The organism is Parabacteroides sp. AM58-2XD (assembly GCF_003463685.1).
Lineage (GTDB): Bacteria > Bacteroidota > Bacteroidia > Bacteroidales > Tannerellaceae > Parabacteroides > Parabacteroides segnis.
Genome location: NZ_QSDP01000112.1, coordinates 1 through 21393, shown reverse-complemented (window position 1 = coordinate 21393; position 21393 = coordinate 1). Strand labels below are relative to the sequence as shown.

Below are 21393 nucleotides of genomic sequence, written 5' to 3'. Positions count from 1 at the left end.
ATGCTTTACGGGCAAAACTTGTGGCGAGAATGTTCGCCGTTATCAAAAGGGATGAATTTTATTCTCCTATTTTATCGGAAAATTTTTGCTAAAAACATAAGAATATGAAAGCTAAGTTTGTATGAAGCTGCTGATTAAAGAGGTAGAACTGAATGGTGTTTCTACCGATATTTATATAGAAAACAAATACATCAAACAGATAGGTCCCGGCCTGTCTGTTGTCGCTGATAAAGTGATTGACGGTCGCCGTAAGGCTGCCATTCCAGGATTTGTCAATACGCATACACATGCGGCTATGACTTTGTTCCGCGGCTTTGGAGACGATATGCCTTTAATGCCCTGGTTGGAAGAAAAGATATGGCCCAATGAAGCGAAACTGACGAAAGAAGATGTTTTCTGGGGAGCTAAACTGGCCTGTCTGGAAATGATAAAAAGCGGAACGACTACTTTCTTCGACATGTATCATAAGTTTCATGCTACAGCGGAGGCTGTCGAGGAGATGGGAATCCGGGCAGTCATTTCCAGTGCCTGTTTCGACCATTTCCAACCGGAGTTGGCAGAGAAAAGTAAACAGACCATTCAGAAGTTGTATAAAGAGATGGACAGATACGATAAACGGATACATTTCTCTGTGGGTCCGCACGCCATCTATACGGTTTCCGGTGAGTTGCTGCAATGGGCGGATGCTTTTGCAAAAGAACATAACGTGCCAATCCAACTGCATCTGGCAGAAACGGAAGGAGAAGTGGAGAACTCTGTAAAGCAGTTCGGGGCGACTCCTGTCCGGTATTTATATAAGTTGGGTGTATTGTCTCCCCGTTTGTTGATTTCCCACGGTATCTATGTAGATGCAGATGAAATCCGTATGCTGGCAGACCATGGAGTGAAGGTCGCGCATAATCCGGCCTCCAATATGAAACTGGCATCTGGCATGCACTTCAAATTTAAGGAAATGCGTGAAGCCGGCATCACTGTCGGTCTGGGTACTGACGGTTGTTCGTCGTCCAATAATCTCGATATGGTGGAAGCGATGAAGCTGGCCTCCCTGTTGGGAAAAGTCTGGCGAAAAGACCCGGAAGCCGTTACAGCCGATGAAATATTCCATTCCGCCACGGAAGCCGGAGCCTCTTTTGTGGGCTTAAAAGCCGGACGGATAGCAGAAGGTTACCTGGCAGACCTTTCTTTGGTAGATTTGAATATGCCGGCATTTACTCCGAATTTCAATTTCATATCCAACCTTGTCTATGCTGCAAACGGCAGCTGCATCGATACCGTTATTTGTGACGGAAAAATCCTGATGCAGGATAAGAAAGTACCGGGTGAAGAGGAGATAATGGAACGCGCGGCACAAATAGCCTACAATTTAATGAAAAGATAACTTTTAAGTTGCCGGTGATTGTTTTACATCATCAGTAGCTTTTCAGGAAAAGTTCATAATGTCTTTTGTAAAAGACGTACGTCTAAAATGATTTACACCTACCTCTAAATCTATTTACACCTAGGTCTAAATGAATTTAGAGGTAGGTATGACAGAAAAGTCTTTATAAAGATACGTTTCTGTCGTAATGGCATTTCAAGGAGATTATTATATTGAAATAAATTTATGATGCTATGAATACAAGTTATACAAACGAACAATATCAGGAGGCAGCGGCATTTATAGCTGCACGCATCACCGGAAATCCGGAAACGGCTATTATTCTAGGCAGCGGATTAGGTTCACTGGCAGACCGGATACAGGATGCCATTGTAATTCCGTATGCAGAGATTTCTCATTTTATGCATTCTACGGCTGCCGGTCATAAAGGTAATTTTATTTGCGGCAAACTGGGAGGTAAACAAGTCCTGGCTATGCAGGGGCGTTTTCATTATTATGAAGGGTATTCCATGCAACAGGTGACATTTCCCGTTCGTGTGATGAAATTGTTGGGTATAAAGAATCTTTTGGTGTCGAATGCTGCCGGAGGAATAAATAACACTTTCAAAGTTGGTGACCTGATGATTATCCGTGATCATATAAATATGATGCCTAATCCGTTGATAGGGCCTAATAATGAATTGTTCGGTACTCGTTTCCCGGATATGACCCGTGCCTATGACCGTGAGTTTGTCCGTTTGGTGGAAGAGATTGCAGCATCTCATAATATTCCTTTGAAAAAAGGTGTATATGTCGGTCTGACCGGTCCTTCTTTTGAAACACCTTCCGAATATGCTTTTTATGGCCGGGTAGGAGGTGACGCGATTGGAATGAGTACGGTTCCGGAAGTAATCGTAGCCCGCCATGCAGGATTAAGAGTCTTCGGAATGTCGGTGATTACGAATGAAGGTTACCATTTTGCCGATGATTTTGTGAATGACGGAGCGGACGTGATCGTAGCAGCCAACAAGGCTGCGGTAGTAATGACAACTTTATTCAGTGAACTCGTTTCCCGTATCTGATTTTTTTCGGGGTGAAAGTTGCTGTGTTAAAATAAGATAGAAATTTGAACGGGTGAGTAAGGAAAAAATAGTGTAAAAAAAGTATCTTCCGGTTTTGGAAAATAAAAAAATACCTCTATCTTTGCACCCGTTATCGCGGAAGTAGCTCAGTTGGTAGAGCATAACCTTGCCAAGGTTAGGGTCGCGGGTTCGAGTCCCGTCTTCCGCTCATAAATAATAAGCGCGGTAAGAGGCCGCCTTTTTTATGTAATGGAAAATGCCCAGGTGGCGGAATTGGTAGACGCGCACGTTTCAGGTGCGTGTGTCGCAAGGCGTGCAGGTTCGAGTCCTGTTCTGGGCACCATTCGCGCAGATGGTGAAATTGGTAGACACGCTACTTTGAGGGGGTAGTGCCGGTTCCGGTGTGTGAGTTCGAGTCTCATTCTGCGCACATTTCGTAAAGAATAGAAAAAGATAATTGTCCATGTAATTAGTTAAGAGCATATTGCTTGAAGCTGTTATATGGACAATTTTCATTTAGTATAAACCACATTTACTGCATAATACGTCTTCTGTAGATAAATCCGTAATGATTTATATAAGAACTGTCATTTTTTAGAGATATAAAGTCAAATTTGTAAAAATAAGGCTGATTCGGATTCGATATATTTGCATATCATGAAACGTGGATAATAACCTTTTAAATTTGATCGAAGATGAAAAAAGTATTTTGGGGGTTTATAAGTATAAGTCTTTTGTTCCTAGCGGATTCTTGCCGATTTGATAATTCATATAAAGAAATAGATTCTTTGCGGAAACATTTCGTGACACCGCCCGATGATGCCCGTCCGGGAGTATACTGGTATTTTATGGATGGAAATTTATCCAAAGAAGGAATGACGAAGGATCTGGAGTCAATGAAGAAAGCGGGCATCGGCTCTGTTGTATTTTTGGAGGTGAATGTGGGGGTGCCCTAATGATAGTACAGGATTGATCCGCGTGATATAGTTTCCGTTGATAAGATTGTTGATTTGACAGATCAGCTGGCTAATGGCTCTGTGACCTGGGATGTCCCGACGGGAGAGTGGACAGTTATGAGGGTGGGAGTTCGCAATAACGGTGCTGTAACACGTCCGGCACCACTTCCCGGAGTTGGTTTCGAATGTGATAAAGCGGATACGACAGCCCTGATGGCCCATCTGCGTGTTTTTACAGAAGAGTTATTTTCCCTGTTGGGTGAGCGTGATACGCTTTTACCCGGCGGATTGAAAATTCTGCATATGGATAGTTGGGAGATGGGGGTTCAGAACTGGACTCCTAAGTTACGCCAGGAGTTTAAGAAAAGGAGAGGATATGATCCTCAACCTTATTATCCCGTTTATGCCGGCTATATTGTAGGAAATAAACAGATCAGTGAACGCTTTTTGTGGGATCTGCGGCAGACTATGCAGGAGTTAATGCTTGAAAACCATTCTTTGTTTGTAAAGGCTTATGCACATAAGCATGGTATGAGGCTTTCGATAGAGCCTTATGACATGAATCCCATGCAGGACCTGGAATTGGGTGCTTCAGCCGATATACCGATGTGTGAGTTTTGGAGTCCCGGAGGATATAATACTTCTTTCAGCGCTGTAGAGGGGAGTTCTTTGGCTAATATAAAGGGGCAGACGGTAGCCGATGTCCTTTATCTGGCACCGGAAGAGGCTCCGTTCGTCTTCAGGGCACCTGAATCAGCATTGGATGGTGATTTTTTGATTGATAAGCGTGGGCATAATTTTGATGCTTGTCCTCCGAGCCTGTTATATACTGCTTCGGTCGAGAACGGTAAAATAAAGTTTCCGTCCGGAATGCAATACAGTCTTTTGGTCCTTCCTGTTTTTGAAACTATGACACCCCGGCTATTGGAAAAGATAAAATCGTTGGTACAGGAAGGTGCGGTTCTGGTAGGAATACCACCATTGCATGCTCCCGGGTTGACTGATTATCCGGCTTGTGATCAGGAGTTATCAGCAAAGATAACGGAGCTTTGGGGTGGAAAAGAACTTCCGGAAGGGCTTGTCGAACGTGCTTATGGCAAGGGGCTTGTTTACTGGGGACAGGATATTAAAATAAAAGAAGATAATCTTTATCCGGACTATCAACTGACTTCGGGTCTATTAAGTAAAATGAATCTGGAAGATGATTTCCGGTCGGATGTAGGGAAGGTAAGATATATTCATAAAAAGATAAAGGAACTGGATTTTTATTTCGTTTCTAACCGTACAAAAGAATCGTTGACTACTACCTGTACTTTCCGCGTGGCTGGCAAACAGCCTCAATTGTGGAATCCGGTTAACGGGGAAATCAGAAATTTACCTTCATTTACCGAGGACGGAGTCTGCACCTCCATTGATTTGTCATTTGATGCGAATCAGAGTTTCTTTATCATTTTTGACGGAAAGCCTCGGCCTGTTCCCGGTATGAAGAATTTCCAGCCATCGAAAGAAATACAGAAACTGGATAACACCTGGCTTGTCACTTTTGATTCAAAATGGGGCGGACCTGGACAGGTTGAATTTACAGAATTGCAGGATTGGAGCCAGTCTTCGAATGATGGAATAAAATATTATTCCGGCACGGCGGTGTATCACCAATCGTTCAACTATTCGCAGTCTTTACAGAAGCCGGTTTATCTGGACTTGGGTAAGGTTAAAAATATCGCAAAAGTCTGGTTGAACGGTAAAGACCTCGGTGTAATATGGACAAATCCGTGGGAAGTAGAGATTACGGATGCTATAAAAGAAGGAGATAATGAGCTTCGGATAGAAGTCACGAATCTATGGCCCAACCGACTGATCGGAGATGAACTTAAGCCGTATGACGGGATTGTCAATGGACAATGGCCGGAATGGTTGCTGCATGGTGAAAAAAGACCGGGCGACAGATATACCTTCGCTACATTTACCCATTATACCAAAGATTCTCCTTTATTGGAATCCGGTTTGTTAGGTCCTGTACGGATTGTTATGAAAGAATGATGGTGTGCCTTGTTTTATTTCAATCCTTTAATCTTTTGAATTAGTTCTTTTGCTGAAATATCCAAAGACTCAACAGCCATCCAGACGACTTCGTTATCCGGATTGATAATATATATCCGGGGAATCGTATTGTTGGCGAAGAGGGAGAAAACCTCACCGCGGGTATCCAGGTAGAATGGCATTGTGAATTGATTCTCTTCCCAGTAATTGGAAACAGCTTCGGCTGTTTCTTTCCGGGAAATCGTTACCAGCAGGAATTTGGGATCGTCTTTCAGTTCTTTCCAGACCTCTTCTATAACCGGCAGGACCTGTTTGCAATCCGGACAGTAAGTCCCGAAGAATACCAGTAAGGATTGTTTGCCGATGAACTGTTTGGAGCTGAATGTGTTTCCGGCTGTATCTTCGACTGCAAATGTAGGGATTTGGCTCTTGACATTAATATAATTAATAGTTTCACTCTCGTCATCCTTTATACAGGAAAAGAGAAGGAGGGTCATAGTGACTATAAATGAAAGAATTTTTGTGATATGCATATATTTATTGTTTTAGTTTACGAAGATAATGAATGTATTTGAATCCCTGAAAGAAAAGGAGCTGCCGTTTTGTAGATTTCACAACCTGTCGTCAGAACGGACAACCCCTTTTAGCAGCATCCCCTTTTACCGCTGCAATTTTCATTTTATTACCGAGAATGTTTTGGTTATTTGTAACTGATTCGGATTCACATTCCTATGTACATTATATGAGGATGCTGTAATCCTGTCTGAGTTCACATCTTGGGGTCGGTTTAAAGTACAAGTTTTGCCATATTTACAAAAGTAAATGTATGTTTTTTAATTTACTTGTATTTGCCTGATAACAAGTATTATGCTGTAGGCCTGATGTAAAATGGAGAACTGGGTATTTCTCTTTGTTTATAAAAGGTGTTATTGGTGTACGACGGAAAGGAACCGACTGTTTTTGTCTTGCCGGATCGCTTATTTCTCTTTTTTTGCCGGTTTATGCTTTTCTGAATGGCAATTGCCGTAAATCGGTACTTGTTTATTTTATTATTTGATTATGTGTGGATTGGATGGATATGTAATGTCTGAAAACATCAGAAAAAATGCCGGCTTTATTTCATATCGTCTGGTTTTAGGGAGAATAGATCTAGAGGAAAAATACCCAACCGGGGAATGCTGACGAATACGCTTGCGGATCTGTTAAGTCTGGAAAAAGAAGCGGTATATCGACGGCTGCGCGGTGAAGTGGCTTTTTCTTTCTCTGAGATAGCTGTCATTGCGAGTACGCTTGGGATCTCTCTTGATAACCAAGTGGGGGCCCGGTATGCTCATAGCAGGCCTTTCCAGTTGAGGCTGATTGAATATGTTGACTCCGGCGATATCGATTATGAGATGTTGGAACATTATATTTATATCCATAACCAGGGAAAAGAGGATAAAAAATCGAAAGCCATGGATTGTTCCGGCGTTTTGCCCCAGTCCCTTTATCTGGCATATAAAAATATATCGCGCTTTTTTCTTTTTAAATGGATCTATCAGAATAAGGACCTTGACAGGAAACTTTGTTTTAAAGACGTTTATCCGACTCAAAGTCTGGAAAAGATACAGGAGAGGAGCGTTGCGGCCGCAAAACTTATCAGCCAGACGTTTTATATATGGGACCCGTTGATCTTTTGTTATCTGGCCAATGATATAAATTATTTTACCAGTGTCAATTTGCTGGGAAAAGAGGATTTGCAATTACTGAAAAAAGAACTGTTGCAATTTTTGGATGATATGGAAATGTTGGCAATAAAAGGAAAGTTTGATGATACCGGAAGCAGTGTCTATTTTTATATATCGAGTACGAATTTTGATACCAGCTACCGGTGTGTGGAGGTGAAACATTTACGTGTCAGCCTGATAAGAGCCTTTACCCTGAATGCTGTCGTTTCTTTGGACCGTCAGACGTATGAACGGATATCGGGATGGCTCCAGGCTGTGATCCGATCGTCGACAATGATTTCCGTGAGTGGTGCCAGGCAACGTATCTGCTTTTTTGAGAAACAACGTTCCATTATTAAAGCCTTATAGGTTTTGTGAAAAAGGATGTTATAGATTATTAACTGAGAATACGGCTTTTATCAGCAACCAAGATTCAATGTCTGTTTGTTTTGTTAGCCTTTTTTGGGTTTTAAAAGATGCTTTGCCGGATTGTCCGACAGTTAATTTATGGGTTCCTTATTTATCTTTGTATGAAAACTATAGATCCACTAATATCAAGACTTATAATTCTGTAACATGAAAAAAGAACTTTTGTATGATAATTTGCTAAATGCCATCAAAGAGGAATTTCCTCAAAAAACGAATTTAGTAAATGCGCTTGTTGATTTATTATGTATTGAGAAGGAGGCTGTTTACCGGCGTTTACGGGGAGAGGTCGCTTTTACATTTGCAGAGATCGTCACTATCGCGAATGCATTTGGGATATCATTGGATAACCTGGTCGGTACAGTTACTGCGAAAAGCAGACCGTTCCAATTGAAATTGGTGGATTTTGTGAATCCGATGGAGACTGATTATGATATGCTGGATCAGTATATCGATATATTAGGTCTGGCTCGTGAAGATGATAGGTCCGAACTGATCGATTGTACGAACATTTTGCCTCAGCAGCTTTATATGAAATATAAATATATTTCGCAGTTTTATCTTTTCAAGTGGCTATACCAATGCGGAACTCCGGGAAAAACAAAACGTTTTGAAGAGATAGAGGTCACCGACCGCTTTCTGGGAATACAGTTGGCTGGGGTAGAAGAAGCACGGCATATCCATAATTCATATTACATACTCGATCCGTTGATATTTCATTATCTGGTAAATGATATTAATTATTTTATGAGTATTCATCTGATCGGGAAAGAGGATGTAAAACATCTGAAGAATGAACTGATGGACTTGTTGGATGAAATGGAGAAACTCGCAACACGCGGCTATTTTGAGGAAACCGGGAATAAAGTCTTTATCTATATTTCGAGTGTGAATTTTGATACGAGTTATTGGTGCGTCCAGATAAAAAACTACCATATCAGCCTGATAAAAACATTCATCCTTAGCTCGGTCGCCTCCCTGGATGAGGGGACCTACGAGAAGTTGCGGAAATGGTTGAGGGCCCTGATCCGTTCTTCTATCATGATTTCAGTCAGTGGTGAGAGGCAGAGGATCGCATTTTTTAAAGCACAGCGTGAACTGATTCAAAATTTGTAATCTTTTCTATCTATAAAGAGTATCAGAAACTTACCTGTAAAAAAGGTGGTTTCAGGTTGGATATAGTAAAAAAAGATATAAAAATAAGCATCCAAAATTTGGAGCGTATGAATCTTTTACCTACTTTTGCACCCGTAAACAAGAAACGTCAACTGCTTTGAAAAGCAACCTCTAAAGAGGTGTTGATAATTTTGATTTATTGGAGAGATGGCAGAGTGGTCGATTGCGGCGGTCTTGAAAACCGTTGAACTGAAAGGTTCCTGGGGTTCGAATCCCTATCTCTCCGCAGAAGCAGCATAAAAGCTGCTTTTTTATTATATATGGAGGGTTATATGTTCTCCGGTTCTTCACAAAAGGAGAGATGCTCGAGTGGTTGAAGAGGTACGCCTGGAAAGCGTGTAAACCCCTAAAGGGTTTCGCGGGTTCGAATCCCGCTCTCTCCGCAGTTCGTACTGCAAGTTTTATCTTTTTACCTTTTTTATTTTCTTATATACATAGATGAAGGCCGGAATCAGAAACAAATCCGCAGCCATCCAGCAGTCGCATCACCGAAGCAAACGGCCATAAATCCAAAAGCAGGTACCGCATAAATACTGACCAGCGTACGGGCAATCATCTCGGATACGCCCGACAGCATAGCCAGATTCGTAAATCCGGCTCCCTGGATTGTATAACGCAGGATGCACAAAATTCCCAGGATTGGAAAAAATGAGCAGGAAATATGCAGGAACTGAACGGCATCATTTATGATTTCCGTCTCGGAAGGATCGACAAAGATCAGCGTCAGTTCGCGTGATGCCAGTATCAGTATAAGGAAAGAAAATGCAGCATAGACAATCATCATCAATCCGCTTGCCTTAATACCCAGCCAGATACGTTCCGGCTTTCCGGCTCCGTAATTCTGTCCGGTATAAGTGGCCATGGCAATCCCCAGGCTTTCGAACGGGCAGATAAAGAACGACTTGATGCGCACAGCCGAAGCAAACGCAGCAATGCAGGCCGATCCCAATGCGTTATTGGCACTCTGCAACATAATGCTGCCGATTGCCGTGATGGAAAACTGAAGTCCCATCGGCACACCAATCCACATCAAATTCCCTGCCAGGTTAGGCCGGAACTTCCGTTCTTCCCGCGTGCTCCTTAATATTTCAAAGCGGCGATACATATAAATGTAGCAGAGAACGGCCGATATACCTTGTGAAAGAAGCGTTGCAATGGCCGCCCCGGCAACTCCCCATTTGAATACCAAGATACAAACCAGATCGAGAATCACATTGAGTATCGTTGAAAAAAGCAGGAACCAGAATGGAGTCTTGCTGTCGCCCAGTGCACGGATGAGGCTGGAAAGCAGATTATAGAAAAATGTACACGGAACGCCGATAAAAGTAACCAGCAAATAGAGATAAGCATCCCTGAATATATTCTCCGGCGTCTGCATGATCCTTAAAATATCCCGGCAATAGAGACTTGTAACGACCGCAATAATAACCGACATGACAGCCGCCAGTTGCAGGCTGATAGAAACATACTGTCTCATCGTACTGTAATCCCTAGCGCCGAACTTCTGTGCTACCGGTATGCCAAATCCCGCACAACACCCGTTGCAAAACCCGATGATAAGAAAAATGACGGAAGTACTGGCACCGACAGCCGAGAAAGCATCGATCCCTAAAAACTTGCCAACAATAGCCGCATCGATCAAAGAGTAGGTCTGTTGGAGTAAGTTGGCTAAAAGTACCGGCATCGCAAAGTTGAAGATCAACGGTAATGCAGCGCCGGAGGTCATTTCTTTTGAAGTTCCCATAACTATTTCCCTAAACAATCGCCGCAAAGGTAACGATTTTATATCAAAAAGGACTGGGATACACTTATAAAATCTGCTGATGTTTATTATACCCTGTTTTCAAAACATTTTGCATTCTACCATAGTTCTTTTATAAACAAAACATAAAAGAAAAAGTACATATAATTATGGCAAAGAATGTAGCGGAACAATTAGTCGATACGCTTGAAAAGGCAGGCGTAAAACGTATCTATGCTGTCACGGGAGACAGCTTGAACGAGGTAAACGAAGCTGTGCGTAAAAGCGGAAAGATCAAATGGATCCACGTCCGCCACGAAGAAACAGGCGCTTTTGCCGCTGCCGCCGAAGCGCAATTGAACGGCGAACTGGCCTGCTGTGCGGGAAGTAGCGGCCCCGGACATGTCCACCTGATCAACGGGTTATATGACGCCCAACGTTCGGGAGCACCGGTGTTGGCCATCGCATCCACATTGCCGACCCACGAGTTCGGAACGGAATATTTTCAGGAAACCAATACAATCAAATTATTTGAAGATTGCAGTTATTACAACCAGGTCGCAACAACGCCCGAACAGTTCCCTCGCATGTTGCAGGGAGCCATACAGGCCGCCCTTTCTTTTCGCGGAGTAGGAGTGATCGGTCTGCCCGGCGACCTGACTTCGAAGACTGCAACGTCGGGCGAATCATCCCAGCAGCCTTTCCCGACCAAACAGCGCGTCTGCCCCTCGGCAGAAGAGATCGACACATTGGCCGACCTGCTGAACAAAGCGGAAAAAGTAACCATTTTCTGTGGGATAGGAGCGAAAGACGCCCATAAGGAACTGGTCGAATTATCCCGGCGCCTGAATGCCCCGGTGGCATATTCTTTCAAAAGTAAAATGGAAATCCAGTACGATAACCCGAACGAAGTAGGTATGACCGGCCTGTTGGGAATGCCTTCCGGCTATTACAGCATGCACGAAGCGGAAGTCTTATTGTTGTTGGGTACGGATTTCCCTTACGAAGCCTTTATGCCGCAAAACAATACAATCGTGCAGGTCGATATCAAAGCAAACCGTCTGGGGCGTCGTGCCAAAATAAAGATGGGACTCTGCGGCGATGTGAAAGATACCTTACAGGAACTGCTCCCTTTGGTCCGTCAGAAAACGAATGACAGCTTCCTGCGTGAACAACTGGCCCATTACGACAAGGTGAAGCGAAACCTGCGCTCGGCCGCTGAAGTAAAAGGCAAAGATGAAAAGATCCATCCGGAATATGTCATTTCCATAATCGACGAACTGGCCTCAAAAGATGCCGTCTTTACGGTCGATACGGGCATGACCTGCGTATGGGGCGCCCGTTACCTGCAAGCAACCGGAAAACGGAAGATGTTGGGATCGTTCAACCACGGTTCGATGGCGAATGCCATGCCGCAGGCCATAGGGGCGGCACTGGCTTATCCCGGCCGTCAGGCGGTTGCCTCTGTGGCGATGGCGGCCTTTCGATGATGCTGGGCGACCTGGCGACGATCGTGCAATATAAACTGCCGGTCAAGCTGATCGTCTTCAATAACCGTTCGTTGGGAATGGTCAAACTGGAAATGGAAGTCGCCGGACTGCCGGACTGGCAGACGACGATGCTCAATCCCGACTTTGCCCGTGTTGCCCTCTCGATGGGAATGGCAGGATACAATGTCAGCAATCCGGATGATGTGCTGCCGACGCTGACAAAAGCCTTTGCCTCCGACGGTCCCGTCCTGGTCAATATCATGACCGATCCGAATGCCTTGGCGATGCCTCCGAAGATCGAGTTCACCCAAATGCTCGGATTTGCGCAGACCATGTATAAACTGCTGATGGAAGGCCGCTCAAAAGAAGTAATGGATACGATCGATACAAATCTGAAGCACTGGAAAGAAGTCTTCTAACCAAAAAATAAATATCTTTGCTTTCAACTAATAAATTCTATACAAGATTATGAAAGCAAAGATATTTTTTTTGTCTCTAGTTGCTTTTTTCGCCTTGTCTGTTCAGGCGGCGGTTGTCGATACGATTCATGTACGCAGTGATGCGATGAATAAAGAGATTCAGACCGTTGTCGTCTTGCCAGAAAACGGAAAGACAACGGCTCCGGTCATTTATTTACTGCACGGGCATGGAGGAAATGCCAAAACCTGGATCGGTCTGAAACCAAACTTACCCGAGATCGCTGACCAGTATGGAATCATATTTGTTTGTCCGGATGGCAAGAACAGCTGGTATTGGGACAGTCCGGTCAATCCATCTTACCGCTATGAAACTTTTGTCGCTAAGGAGCTGGTCAATTATATCGACGCCAACTACCCGACAATAAAAGACCGCACGGCACGCGCCATCACCGGATTAAGTATGGGAGGCCACGGCGCCATGTGGCTCTCATTCCGTCATAAGGATATCTTCGGTGCAGCCGGGAGCACAAGCGGTGGTGTTGATATTCGTCCTTTCCCCAATAACTGGAATATGAGTGAATGGCTGGGCAAAGAAAGTGAAAATCAAGAAGTATGGGAGAAACATACGGTCATCAACCAGATTGATCGTTTGAAGAACGGTGATTTAGCTTTAATCTTTGATTGTGGTTACAGTGATTTCTTCTTTGAAGTAAATAACAATTTTCATGAAAAGCTGCTGAAATACAAGATCGACCACGACTTCATTGTCCGCCCGGGTGCGCATAATGGCGACTATTGGCGCAATTCCATTGACTATCAGATAGTATTCTTCAATAAATTTTTCAACAGAAATAAATGATCGACAAGTTGAATCATGATTGATCAGATATGAATATTTGTTTATAGTGATGGAATTAGTTACTCCTGTCACTATAAACAAATAGCTCTTAATTTTCAATTAACTCAACCCTTCGATCAGTCCGTTCACGATGTCGATCCGTTTTGCCTGCGGGTCTTTCGGAAGTCCCGGCATACGCATGATCTCACCCATGATGACAACGATCATTTCGGCACCGTTGTTGATGATGATATCGCGCACTTTCAGTTCGAAGTTTTTGGCAACGCCGTAAGCCTTCGGATCGGAAGAGAATGAATATTGTGTCTTGGCGATACAGATTGGGTAGTGGGAGATACCCAGGCTTTCGATCTGTTTGATCTTTTTGTCCGCCAATGTCGTATAAGTGACTGAGGTGGCACCGTAGATTTCTTCGGATACCTTTTTGATCTTGTCGCGTACATTGTCTGTATCTTCGTAGATCAGCTTCAACTCGCCCGACGGCTTGTTTTCGATCGTATCTACTACCAGTTTGGCCAGTTCCACGCCACCTTCACCGCCTTCGGCGAATACGCTGTTCATGGCGAAGCCTACACCCAGCTCTTTGCAATGTTCGGCAACCAGGGCGATTTCTTCGTCTGTATCGGTAGCATACCGGTTGAAGGTAACGATCACTTCCTGACCGAAACGTTTCATATTGGCCACATGCTTGTCGAGGTTGGCAAAGCCGTTGCGCAGACCTCGATGTTCTGTTCCTTGATCTGTGATTCGGGAACGCCGCCGTGCAGCTTCAAGCTCTGTGCGGTAGCAACGATAACCGTCAGTTTCGGTTTCAGGCCGGCTTTGCGGCATTTGATGTCGAAGAACTTCTCAGCACCCAGGTCGGCACCGAAACCAGCCTCCGTAATCACGTAATCGCCGTAGGTAAGCGCCATCTTTGTCGCGATGATCGAGTTACAGCCGTGGGCGATGTTGGCGAACGGGCCGCCATGCACGAAAGCAGGGGTATTTTCTGTTGTCTGCACCAGGTTAGGCAGAAGGGCGTCTTTCAGCAGTACGGTGATCGCTCCAGCAACCCCCAGGTCATTGACTGTGAACGGCTGATCGTCGTTTGTATATCCCAGCAGGATATTACCGATGCGGCGTTTCAAGTCTTCCAGATCGGTCGCCAGACAAAGGATAGCCATCATTTCGGAAGCCGGCGTGATGTCGAATCCTGTCTCTGTCGGAACACCGTTTGCCGAACCTCCCAGGCCGGATACGATATTGCGCAGGCTACGGTCGTTTACGTCGAGCACGCGTTTCCATTTGATCTCTTTCAGCCCTTCGCAGGTGTTGCGTGTCTGATAGATATAATTATCCAGCAACGCTGTGATCATGTTGTGGGCAGATGTAACCGCGTGGAAATCGCCGGTGAAATGCAAGTTGATGTTTTCCATCGGCAGTACCTGTGCGTATCCGCCTCCGGCTGCTCCGCCCTTCATTCCGAAACACGGACCCAGCGAGGGTTCACGCAGGGCGGCGACTGCTTTTTTACCTATCTTGTTCAGGCCCAGGGCCAGACCGATAGATACGGTTGTTTTACCGATACCTGCTTTGGTAGGCGTGATGGCCGTTACCAGGATCAGGTTATGTTTTTTGATTTTCTCTTCATCGATCAGGTGAAGGGGCACTTTGGCGATATACCGACCATAGTTTTGTACTTCTTCGCGCGGAATACCCAAACCTGTGGCAACTTCCTTTATTTTGCGAAGGGAGACTTCTCTTGCAATTTCTATATCCGATTTCATGTGCTTATGTAAGTTTAAAGAGGCAACAAAAGTATATTATTTTTAATTAAATAACAAAATGATAGAATGAAAGGTTGTAATGCCTGATAACTGCGTAAAATTGGCGTTATATTGACAAAAGTCACAAAAAGGAGGCTGGTAATGATTCTTTGTTAAGTGAAGTGCGCATTTTTCAACTTATTTGTAATCTTCGGTTGGCAAAAACAGTGTATTTCGACAGTTCTTGTATTAAAGAACTTTAAAATATAGATAAAGGGTTGTGGTGTATGATAATTTGTCTAATTTTGCGATATCAAAATGATAAAATGAAACTAATGGCAAGTCTAGAGTGATAAAAAGAAAGTAAATGGCAATTTTAAAAACTTCGGTTTATGTAATTAAGGAGATTTGATTATGGCAACAATGAGATTTAGTTTGGCAGGCGTCGTTTCAAGAGAAACAGAGACAGGATCATGGGTTAAAACAATTGCAGATTGTTTGGGTATTCGAATGTTTTCGAAGATGGGTTCTTCGGAGAGTATGAATAATGTCGGTTGGGATACCACCAAGCAGAAGGAAATCCAGGATCTTCATCATTATGCCATCAGCAACTTGATCCCCAGGGCCGGAGTCTATCAGATGAAGTTACTTGAATCGTTGGCACAATCTGCTTCCATCTATTCACCGGAAGAGACTGAAACTCTTTATAATGAAACGAATAAAAAGATTGAAGAGATCAGCAGTCACATTTCAGGAGTATTAGTGAGTGCACGTGAGTTGTGCAAGTCGGGGCATCAGAACTGGGAATCTGTCCAGTCGCTTCGCTACCATATGAACCGTCTGAACGGTATCATAGAATCCGTATAGTTTTTGCGATACAATAATCGGGATAGTAATTTTTAAGTTGAGGGTGTAGCAAAAGTTTCTTCTGCTACACCCTTTTTTTATTGTATGATCATCAGTGAGAAATAAGGGAAAGATTTCTCTGCGATGATTTGCCGGTCGGAGGTGTAGTATTCCTTATCCGTTCCTACATTTTCAAAATAATGGAATTGTGTCTGCGGATGCTTGCGGATACATGCATGTACGGCTTCCACGCATTGCGACAGTTTCATAATGACGATCACGTATCCGGCATTTATCTTTTCAGATAATTCTTCCGCGGAAGGAGTGCCGGGAATAACGACGATCTGTTCTTCCTGTTTGACAATGTGCAAGCCGGCCAGTGCTCCGGCAGCGATGAAGGCGGGGATTCCGGCAATACGCTGAACGTCGATTCCCGTCTCTATAAACTTGTCATATATATACTGGATGGAAGAATAGAAGCCGGCATCGCCTTCGGCTACGATAACGATCTGTCTGCCTTCCGCATAGTTTGCGGCGGCTTCGTTGTAGAGGGCGTCGTAGGCTTTCCAGGCTTCCGTGCGGTCTTTGCTCATGGGGAGCATGAAGCAGCGGATGGCAGTTTCGTTTATTTCCAGTGCACGTACGATATCGGCGGCACGCGAGAGGATTTCACCCTGCCTGTTACGGGTGGCTGGGCAGTAGATAATATCTGCTTTCTGAAGTTGTCGGAGACTTTCACTGTGATAAGTTCCGGTTCGCCGGGACCTAATGATACGAAACTGATCGGGTAAGTCATTTTATTCTTGTTTTTATTTGGGGTGCAAATGTGCTGAAAATAGTGCAAAGTTGCAAACTTCTTATTACTTTTGCGATCGAAATAGGTTCTGTAAAACTCCTGTTCATGGAGACAGATTAAAAGGGAACCGGGTGGAAATCCCGGACAGTCCACGCTGCTGTGAAACTTCGTAACATTCCGATAATACCTTTTGCCACTGATCCGTAGGTGATCGGGAAGGCTTTCGGGATGGAAGTAAGTCAGAAGACCTGCCATTTTTAGCATAACAGTTGTCCTCGTGGGTTTGGACAGTTTGTGTCGGATAAAAACAAATATGAATATGAACAAGTATTTAGCAGGTTGTTGCCTGGTTGCATTACTGGCAACGTCGTGTGTATCGAAGGAAAATCGGGAGGAGAAGGAGAGTGTTTCGGCACAGCAGACAGCATCTGCTGATCGTGAGGCGCATATTACGCCGCAATATGCCAAAGGTTTTCAACTGTCCTATGCCGACGGTTATATCCTGATGGATATACAAGATCCCCAGAATGAAGAAAGCACCCGTTTCCAATATGCCTTGGTAGAGCGCGGAACGAAGCCGGAAGGTATCCCTGCGGATTATACGGTTATCGAGATCCCTGTGCGTAGTGCCATTTGCATGACTTCATTGCAGCTATCCAATTTCATCAAGCTAGGGGCGGAAGATAAAGTGGTCGGCATCACCAGTACCCGTCATCTTTTCAACCAGACTGTCAATAAGCAGCTGAAAGAAGGAAAGACAGCCAAGATCGGTATCGAGGGTAATTTTGATAACGAAGTGATCATGAGCATCAATCCTGACTTGATTCTTATTTCTCCTTTCAAACGGGGCGGATATGAGACAATGAAAGATGTCGGTATCCCTTTGGTACCGCACTTGGGATATAAGGAAACGACTCCGCTGGGACAGGCGGAATGGATCAAGTTCGTCGGATTGCTGCTCGGTATGGAGAAAGAGGCGAACGATAAGTTCTCCGCCATAGAAAAACGTTACAATGAACTGAAAGCGCTGACAGCCGAAGGACAGGTGAAGAAACGTCCGATCGTCTTCAGCGGCGAGATACACGGAGGAAACTGGTATGCGGTAGGCGGGAAGAGCTTCCTAGCGCAACTCTTCAAGGATGCCGGTGCCGATTATTTCCTGAAGGACGACGACCGTTCCGGTGGTGTCACGCTCGATTTTGAAACGATATACAACCAGGCTGACGATGCCGATTACTGGCGTATCGTGAACAGTTATCCCGATACATACAGTTATGAGGCCCTGAAGGAGCAAGACCCGCGTTATGCCGATTTCCGTGCGTTCAGGGAGAAAGGCGTCATCTATTGTAACATGCGGGAGAAGCCTTTTTACGAAAGTATGCCTACCGAGCCGGAGGTCTTGCTGGCTGACCTGTTGCATATTTTCCATCCGGACTTATTACCGGACCATACACCGGTCTATTATGATTTACTTAAATAAGCGACGATGAAATACTCGAATACTTTCCTGATGCTTCTGATCGTTGTTACCATCGTTGTCCTGTTGTTTCTGAATCTGGTGCTGGGATCTGTTTCCATCCCGTTGCAGTCGGTCTGGCATATCATTTTCAGTAGCGGCGAAGAGCCTGTTACCTGGCAGAACATTATCTGGAAGTCGCGTTTCCCGCAGGCACTGACGGCTTTGGTTGCCGGTGCCGGATTGTCGATCAGCGGGCTTCAGATGCAGACCGTGTTCCGTAATCCGCTTGCCGGACCTTCCGTATTGGGTATCAGTTCGGGGGCGAGCATGGGTGTTGCCTTTGTCGTCCTGTTGAGTGGCAGCCTGGGAGGTGTGGCGCTCAGCAAGCTGGGGTTCATGGGGGAGATAGCCCTGTCGGTTGCAGCCGTGATCGGTTCTTTGTCTGTGATGGCTCTGATCGTATATGTCTCGCAGAAAGTAAAAGGAAATGTAACGTTGCTGATTATCGGTGTGATGATCGGTTATGTAGCGAATGCCGTGATCGGGGTATTGAAGTTTTTTAGTGTGGAAGAGGATATCCGTGCTTATGTGATCTGGGGGTTGGGAAGTTTTTCCCGTGTATCGGGCAACCAGATGATGTTATTTGTGATCATTATGGCGGTGCTGATCCCTCTTTCCTTCCTGCTGATAAAGACGCTGAACCTGATGTTGTTGGGTGACGGATATGCGCGTAACCTGGGGTTGAATATAAAACGGGCGCGCCTGCTCGTCATTACTTCGGCGGGTGTGCTGACGGCTATCGTCACAGCTTATTGCGGGCCGATCATCTTCCTGGGACTGGCAGTGCCGCATCTTTGCCGCGCCATCTTTCAGACTTCTGACCATCGCGTACTGATGCCGGCTGTCCTTTTTGCCGGTGCCGCCTTGGCGCTTGCCTGCAACCTGATCGCTCGTATGCCTGGCTTTGAAGGAGCCTTGCCGGTCAACTCGGTAACGGCCCTGGTGGGAGCTCCGGTAGTAGCTTCCGTCCTGTTCCGCAAACGTAAGAACGAATTGAACGAATGAGTATGAAAGAGGCAACGATACAGATAAAAGACCTGTCTATCGGTTATCATTCTAAAAGTGATACAAAGCTGGTAGCAAGTCATATAACGACAACGATCTATAGTGGCGAATTAACCTGCTTGCTGGGAGCCAACGGTGTCGGAAAGTCTACTTTATTACGTACATTATCCGCTTTCCAGCCTCGCCTGTCGGGCGAAATAGCACTACTGTCCCGCGATATACAGGACTATAGTGATAAGGAGCTTAGCACTATAGTGGGAGTGGTGCTGACAGATAAGTGTGACATCCGCAACATGTCTGTCCGTGAACTGATCGGCATGGGACGCAGTCCGTACACTGGTTTTTGGGGTCGCTTGGGTAAAGAAGACAGGCGGATCGTGGAAGAGGCGATCGCCATGGTCCGGATCGAGAACCTCGCCTCGCGCATGGTACACACCCTTTCCGACGGTGAGCGGCAAAAGGTCATGATCGCCAAAGCACTGGCACAGGAAACGCCTGTAATCTTCCTGGATGAGCCGACTGCCTTTCTCGATTTTCCCAGTAAGGTGGAGATCATGCAGCTTTTGCATCATCTTACCCGCACGACCAATAAAACGATCTTCCTCTCTACCCACGACCTTGAACTGGCCCTTCAGATCGCCGATAAGATATGGTTGATGGACAAGGTGAAAGGGATCAGTACCGGTACGCCCGAGGACCTCGCTTTAAGCGGTTACCTGAGCGGTTTCTTTGCCCGCAAAGGGATTGTCTTCGATATGGAAACCGGCCTGTTCCGCATCGACAACCGTTATGACAGGGAAATCCGCCTTACCGGCAGCGGCCAGAAATATGCGATGGTGCGTAAGGCGCTTCTGCGGAACGGGATTCATGCCGGCTGCGAAATAGAATCGGAAAGCCGGATTGATGCGGGAGAGACGGTGGAATCTCCGATCACCCTTTATCTTTCGGGGAATCCGCCGCGGCAGGTTGCTTCTGTTGAAGAACTGCTGATGTGTCTTGAGACCTGACAGAGAATGTTAACGGGATAAACTTTTTTCATTTCGTTTGTTATATAGAGGTAATTCAAAATATTAAACGTCATGAAAAAGTATTTCTTGTTTGCCTCCCTTTTATTCGCATGGACACTCACCTCCTGCGACAGTGATGATTCTTCCGATATTGAACCGGATGTCCCTTTCTATCAGAATCTCGGTGTTTCCTACGATGTGACTAATAATAAGACAAATGTCGGAGCGAATTTCAATAAGCAGGATAGTGCGGGGATCAACATCAAACTGAATGGTCCGGCTTCCATCCTGTTCAACGGCAAGGACCCCAACTTTGCCAATGTGGGTATTTATTTCTATACGTATTCTTTTAAAGGACTGGAAGATATGACTTTCACCTTTACCCGTGCAAAAGATGAGGTCTATACCAATGTCGCTTCCATAAAAGACGTAAAACCGATCGCTATTCCCGAATCGTTTACATCGGCAAAGGTGAAAGGTACGACCACGTTGACCTGGGAAGGCGATTCGGTTGGTCCGAACGAAGTGGTGGAAGTTACTATCAGTTATGATGGCGGAGTGAACAGCATTTTTAACCGCGACGAGGGCAGCCGTTCCATCAATATCACGTTCAGTAATTCATCACTGCCCGGTAAGGCAACCCTGTCGCTGAGCCGTGCAAAAGTGAGTCCTTTGCAGGAAAGCAACGGGAGTGCCGGCGGGCAGTTGGATGTTTCCTATGTACAGAGTAAGGAGATCAGGCTCGAGTAAGCCGTGTTATTTCCTGTTCAGCCACTGCAATAGCAATTTCCCCGGTTTGAACTTGACGCTGGTGCGGGGAGCGATCTCACAGGTCGTTCCCGTACGCGGATTACGTCCGAGCCGTTTGCTCTGATACCAGGGAGAGAAAGTGCCGATACCTTGCAGGATGATCCCGTTCCCTTCATCCAGTTCCTCTTCCAGTGTTTTTATAAATGCCTCCAGCATCTTTTTGCTTTGGCATTCCGTTGCCCCTGTACGCCGGGCAATTGATTTTATAAGATTTGCTTTGTTCATAATATGATTGGTGTTTTAGTGATGGATTAATATTTATTAGATTTGAGCTATCCTGTCATCAACCTTACTTGACTATTACAGGTCTATTTGCCGTCTGCTTTAGCTGACGGACTAGTAAAGAATCTATCTCTTTGGACTTTAGTCCCATTTCTTAAAGCTTTCTATCTGAGAGAAATGTGGCTAAAGCC

14 protein-coding genes, 5 tRNA genes, 4 pseudogenes and 1 riboswitch are annotated in these 21393 nt (G+C 45.1%); of the genes and pseudogenes, 18 read left to right on the top strand and 5 right to left on the bottom strand.

Annotation, left to right across the window (positions count from 1 at the left end; genetic code table 11):
- Nucleotides 1-121: 121 nt before the first annotated feature.
- The 7 genes from DXA15_RS20910 (at nt 122) to DXA15_RS20880 (ending at nt 5435) form a co-directional block, all read left to right on the top strand.
- Complete coding sequence (locus tag DXA15_RS20910; protein WP_128135314.1) at nt 122-1378, top strand: amidohydrolase; 1257 nt, start codon at nt 122-124, stop codon at nt 1376-1378.
- A 233-nt stretch (nt 1379-1611) separates the two neighbouring features.
- Nucleotides 1612-2439 (top strand): purine nucleoside phosphorylase I, inosine and guanosine-specific, encoded by an 828-nt coding sequence (locus tag DXA15_RS20905; RefSeq protein ID WP_128135313.1) that lies wholly within the window; start codon nt 1612-1614, stop codon nt 2437-2439.
- Between the two features lie 135 nt (nt 2440-2574).
- Nucleotides 2575-2647 (top strand) — tRNA-Gly (locus tag DXA15_RS20900).
- 50 nt (nt 2648-2697) lie between these two features.
- Nucleotides 2698-2782, top strand: a tRNA-Leu gene (locus tag DXA15_RS20895).
- Between the two features lie 3 nt (nt 2783-2785).
- Nucleotides 2786-2869 (top strand) — tRNA-Leu (locus tag DXA15_RS20890).
- Nucleotides 2870-3227: 358 nt separating this feature from the next.
- Entirely contained in the window at nt 3228-3395 is a 168-nt protein-coding gene (locus DXA15_RS25330; RefSeq protein ID WP_158579690.1) for a glycosyl hydrolase, read from the top strand.
- A gap of 12 nt (nt 3396-3407) precedes the next feature.
- The gene (locus tag DXA15_RS20880; protein ID WP_128135311.1) at nt 3408-5435 is read left to right on the top strand and encodes a glycosyl hydrolase; all 2028 of its coding nucleotides are present in this window, start codon (nt 3408-3410) and stop codon (nt 5433-5435) included.
- 14 nt (nt 5436-5449) lie between these two features.
- On the opposite strand, the gene DXA15_RS20875 is transcribed toward DXA15_RS20880, so the two are convergent.
- Nucleotides 5450-5968: a TlpA disulfide reductase family protein gene (locus tag DXA15_RS20875; RefSeq protein WP_128135310.1), complete on the bottom strand. Its 519-nt coding sequence runs from the start codon at nt 5966-5968 to the stop codon at nt 5450-5452.
- A gap of 588 nt (nt 5969-6556) precedes the next feature.
- On the opposite strand from DXA15_RS20875, the gene DXA15_RS20870 reads away from it, so the two are divergent.
- From DXA15_RS20870 to DXA15_RS20855, 4 genes are all read left to right on the top strand, one after another.
- Nucleotides 6557-7510, top strand: coding sequence for a helix-turn-helix domain-containing protein (locus DXA15_RS20870; RefSeq protein ID WP_128135309.1), 954 nt, complete (start codon nt 6557-6559; stop codon nt 7508-7510).
- A 207-nt stretch (nt 7511-7717) separates the two neighbouring features.
- Entirely contained in the window at nt 7718-8683 is a 966-nt protein-coding gene (locus DXA15_RS20865) for a helix-turn-helix domain-containing protein (RefSeq protein WP_128135308.1), read from the top strand.
- 201 nt (nt 8684-8884) lie between these two features.
- A tRNA-Ser gene (locus tag DXA15_RS20860) sits at nt 8885-8969 on the top strand.
- 69 nt (nt 8970-9038) lie between these two features.
- A tRNA-Ser gene (locus tag DXA15_RS20855) sits at nt 9039-9126 on the top strand.
- An 18-nt stretch (nt 9127-9144) separates the two neighbouring features.
- On the opposite strand, the pseudogene DXA15_RS20850 reads toward DXA15_RS20855, so the two are convergent.
- Nucleotides 9145-10487 (bottom strand): annotated as a pseudogene (locus tag DXA15_RS20850) (MATE family efflux transporter).
- 167 nt (nt 10488-10654) lie between these two features.
- Between DXA15_RS20850 and DXA15_RS20845 the strand changes: the two are divergent.
- Together DXA15_RS20845 and DXA15_RS20840 are read left to right on the top strand one after the other, a co-directional pair.
- A pseudogene (locus DXA15_RS20845) lies at nt 10655-12393 on the top strand (thiamine pyrophosphate-dependent enzyme).
- A 49-nt stretch (nt 12394-12442) separates the two neighbouring features.
- Nucleotides 12443-13252 carry an alpha/beta hydrolase family protein gene (locus DXA15_RS20840; RefSeq protein ID WP_128135307.1) on the top strand — a complete coding sequence of 270 codons (810 nt, stop codon included), beginning with the start codon at nt 12443-12445 and terminating at the stop codon, nt 13250-13252.
- Nucleotides 13253-13351: 99 nt separating this feature from the next.
- Here the strand turns inward: DXA15_RS20840 and DXA15_RS20835 are convergent.
- Nucleotides 13352-15018: pseudogene (locus DXA15_RS20835) on the bottom strand (formate--tetrahydrofolate ligase).
- Nucleotides 15019-15411: 393 nt separating this feature from the next.
- Between DXA15_RS20835 and DXA15_RS20830 the strand changes: the two are divergent.
- Nucleotides 15412-15864, top strand: a complete 453-nt coding sequence (locus DXA15_RS20830; protein ID WP_128135306.1) for a hypothetical protein — start codon at nt 15412-15414, stop codon at nt 15862-15864.
- 77 nt (nt 15865-15941) lie between these two features.
- On the opposite strand, the pseudogene DXA15_RS20825 reads toward DXA15_RS20830, so the two are convergent.
- Nucleotides 15942-16639, bottom strand: a pseudogene (locus DXA15_RS20825) (precorrin-2 C(20)-methyltransferase).
- Nucleotides 16640-16705: 66 nt separating this feature from the next.
- Nucleotides 16706-16910, top strand: a riboswitch (cobalamin riboswitch).
- Between the two features lie 48 nt (nt 16911-16958).
- On the opposite strand from DXA15_RS20825, the gene DXA15_RS20820 reads away from it, so the two are divergent.
- The 4 genes from DXA15_RS20820 to DXA15_RS20805 all read left to right on the top strand — a co-directional run bounded on the left by DXA15_RS20820 (nt 16959) and on the right by DXA15_RS20805 (nt 20920).
- Nucleotides 16959-18119, top strand: coding sequence for an ABC transporter substrate-binding protein (locus DXA15_RS20820; RefSeq protein WP_128135305.1), 1161 nt, complete (start codon nt 16959-16961; stop codon nt 18117-18119).
- Nucleotides 18120-18125: 6 nt separating this feature from the next.
- Nucleotides 18126-19163 (top strand): iron ABC transporter permease, encoded by a 1038-nt coding sequence (locus tag DXA15_RS20815; protein WP_128135304.1) that lies wholly within the window; start codon nt 18126-18128, stop codon nt 19161-19163.
- 2 nt (nt 19164-19165) lie between these two features.
- Nucleotides 19166-20170, top strand: coding sequence for an ABC transporter ATP-binding protein (locus tag DXA15_RS20810; RefSeq protein WP_128135315.1), 1005 nt, complete (start codon nt 19166-19168; stop codon nt 20168-20170).
- Nucleotides 20171-20242: 72 nt separating this feature from the next.
- Entirely contained in the window at nt 20243-20920 is a 678-nt protein-coding gene (locus tag DXA15_RS20805; protein WP_128135303.1) for a hypothetical protein, read from the top strand.
- 6 nt (nt 20921-20926) lie between these two features.
- Here DXA15_RS20805 and DXA15_RS20800 read toward each other — a convergent pair whose 3' ends face one another.
- Complete coding sequence (locus DXA15_RS20800) at nt 20927-21205, bottom strand: HU family DNA-binding protein (protein WP_128135302.1); 279 nt, start codon at nt 21203-21205, stop codon at nt 20927-20929.
- Nucleotides 21206-21393: the final 188 nt, after the last annotated feature.

Bases quoted from the DNA above. Each gene is read 5' to 3' on its own strand.
- DXA15_RS20910 (WP_128135314.1), top strand. From the start codon at position 122: ATGAAGCTGCTGATTAAAGAGGTAGAACTGAATGGTGTTTCTACCGAT.
- DXA15_RS20905 (WP_128135313.1), top strand. From the start codon at position 1,612: ATGAATACAAGTTATACAAACGAACAATATCAGGAGGCAGCGGCATTT.
- DXA15_RS20875 (WP_128135310.1), bottom strand. From the start codon at position 5,968: ATGCATATCACAAAAATTCTTTCATTTATAGTCACTATGACCCTCCTT.
- DXA15_RS20865 (WP_128135308.1), top strand. From the start codon at position 7,718: ATGAAAAAAGAACTTTTGTATGATAATTTGCTAAATGCCATCAAAGAG.
- DXA15_RS20840 (WP_128135307.1), top strand. From the start codon at position 12,443: ATGAAAGCAAAGATATTTTTTTTGTCTCTAGTTGCTTTTTTCGCCTTG.
- DXA15_RS20830 (WP_128135306.1), top strand. From the start codon at position 15,412: ATGGCAACAATGAGATTTAGTTTGGCAGGCGTCGTTTCAAGAGAAACA.
- DXA15_RS20820 (WP_128135305.1), top strand. From the start codon at position 16,959: ATGAACAAGTATTTAGCAGGTTGTTGCCTGGTTGCATTACTGGCAACG.
- DXA15_RS20815 (WP_128135304.1), top strand. From the start codon at position 18,126: ATGAAATACTCGAATACTTTCCTGATGCTTCTGATCGTTGTTACCATC.
- DXA15_RS20810 (WP_128135315.1), top strand. From the start codon at position 19,166: ATGAAAGAGGCAACGATACAGATAAAAGACCTGTCTATCGGTTATCAT.
- DXA15_RS20805 (WP_128135303.1), top strand. From the start codon at position 20,243: ATGAAAAAGTATTTCTTGTTTGCCTCCCTTTTATTCGCATGGACACTC.
- DXA15_RS20800 (WP_128135302.1), bottom strand. From the start codon at position 21,205: ATGAACAAAGCAAATCTTATAAAATCAATTGCCCGGCGTACAGGGGCA.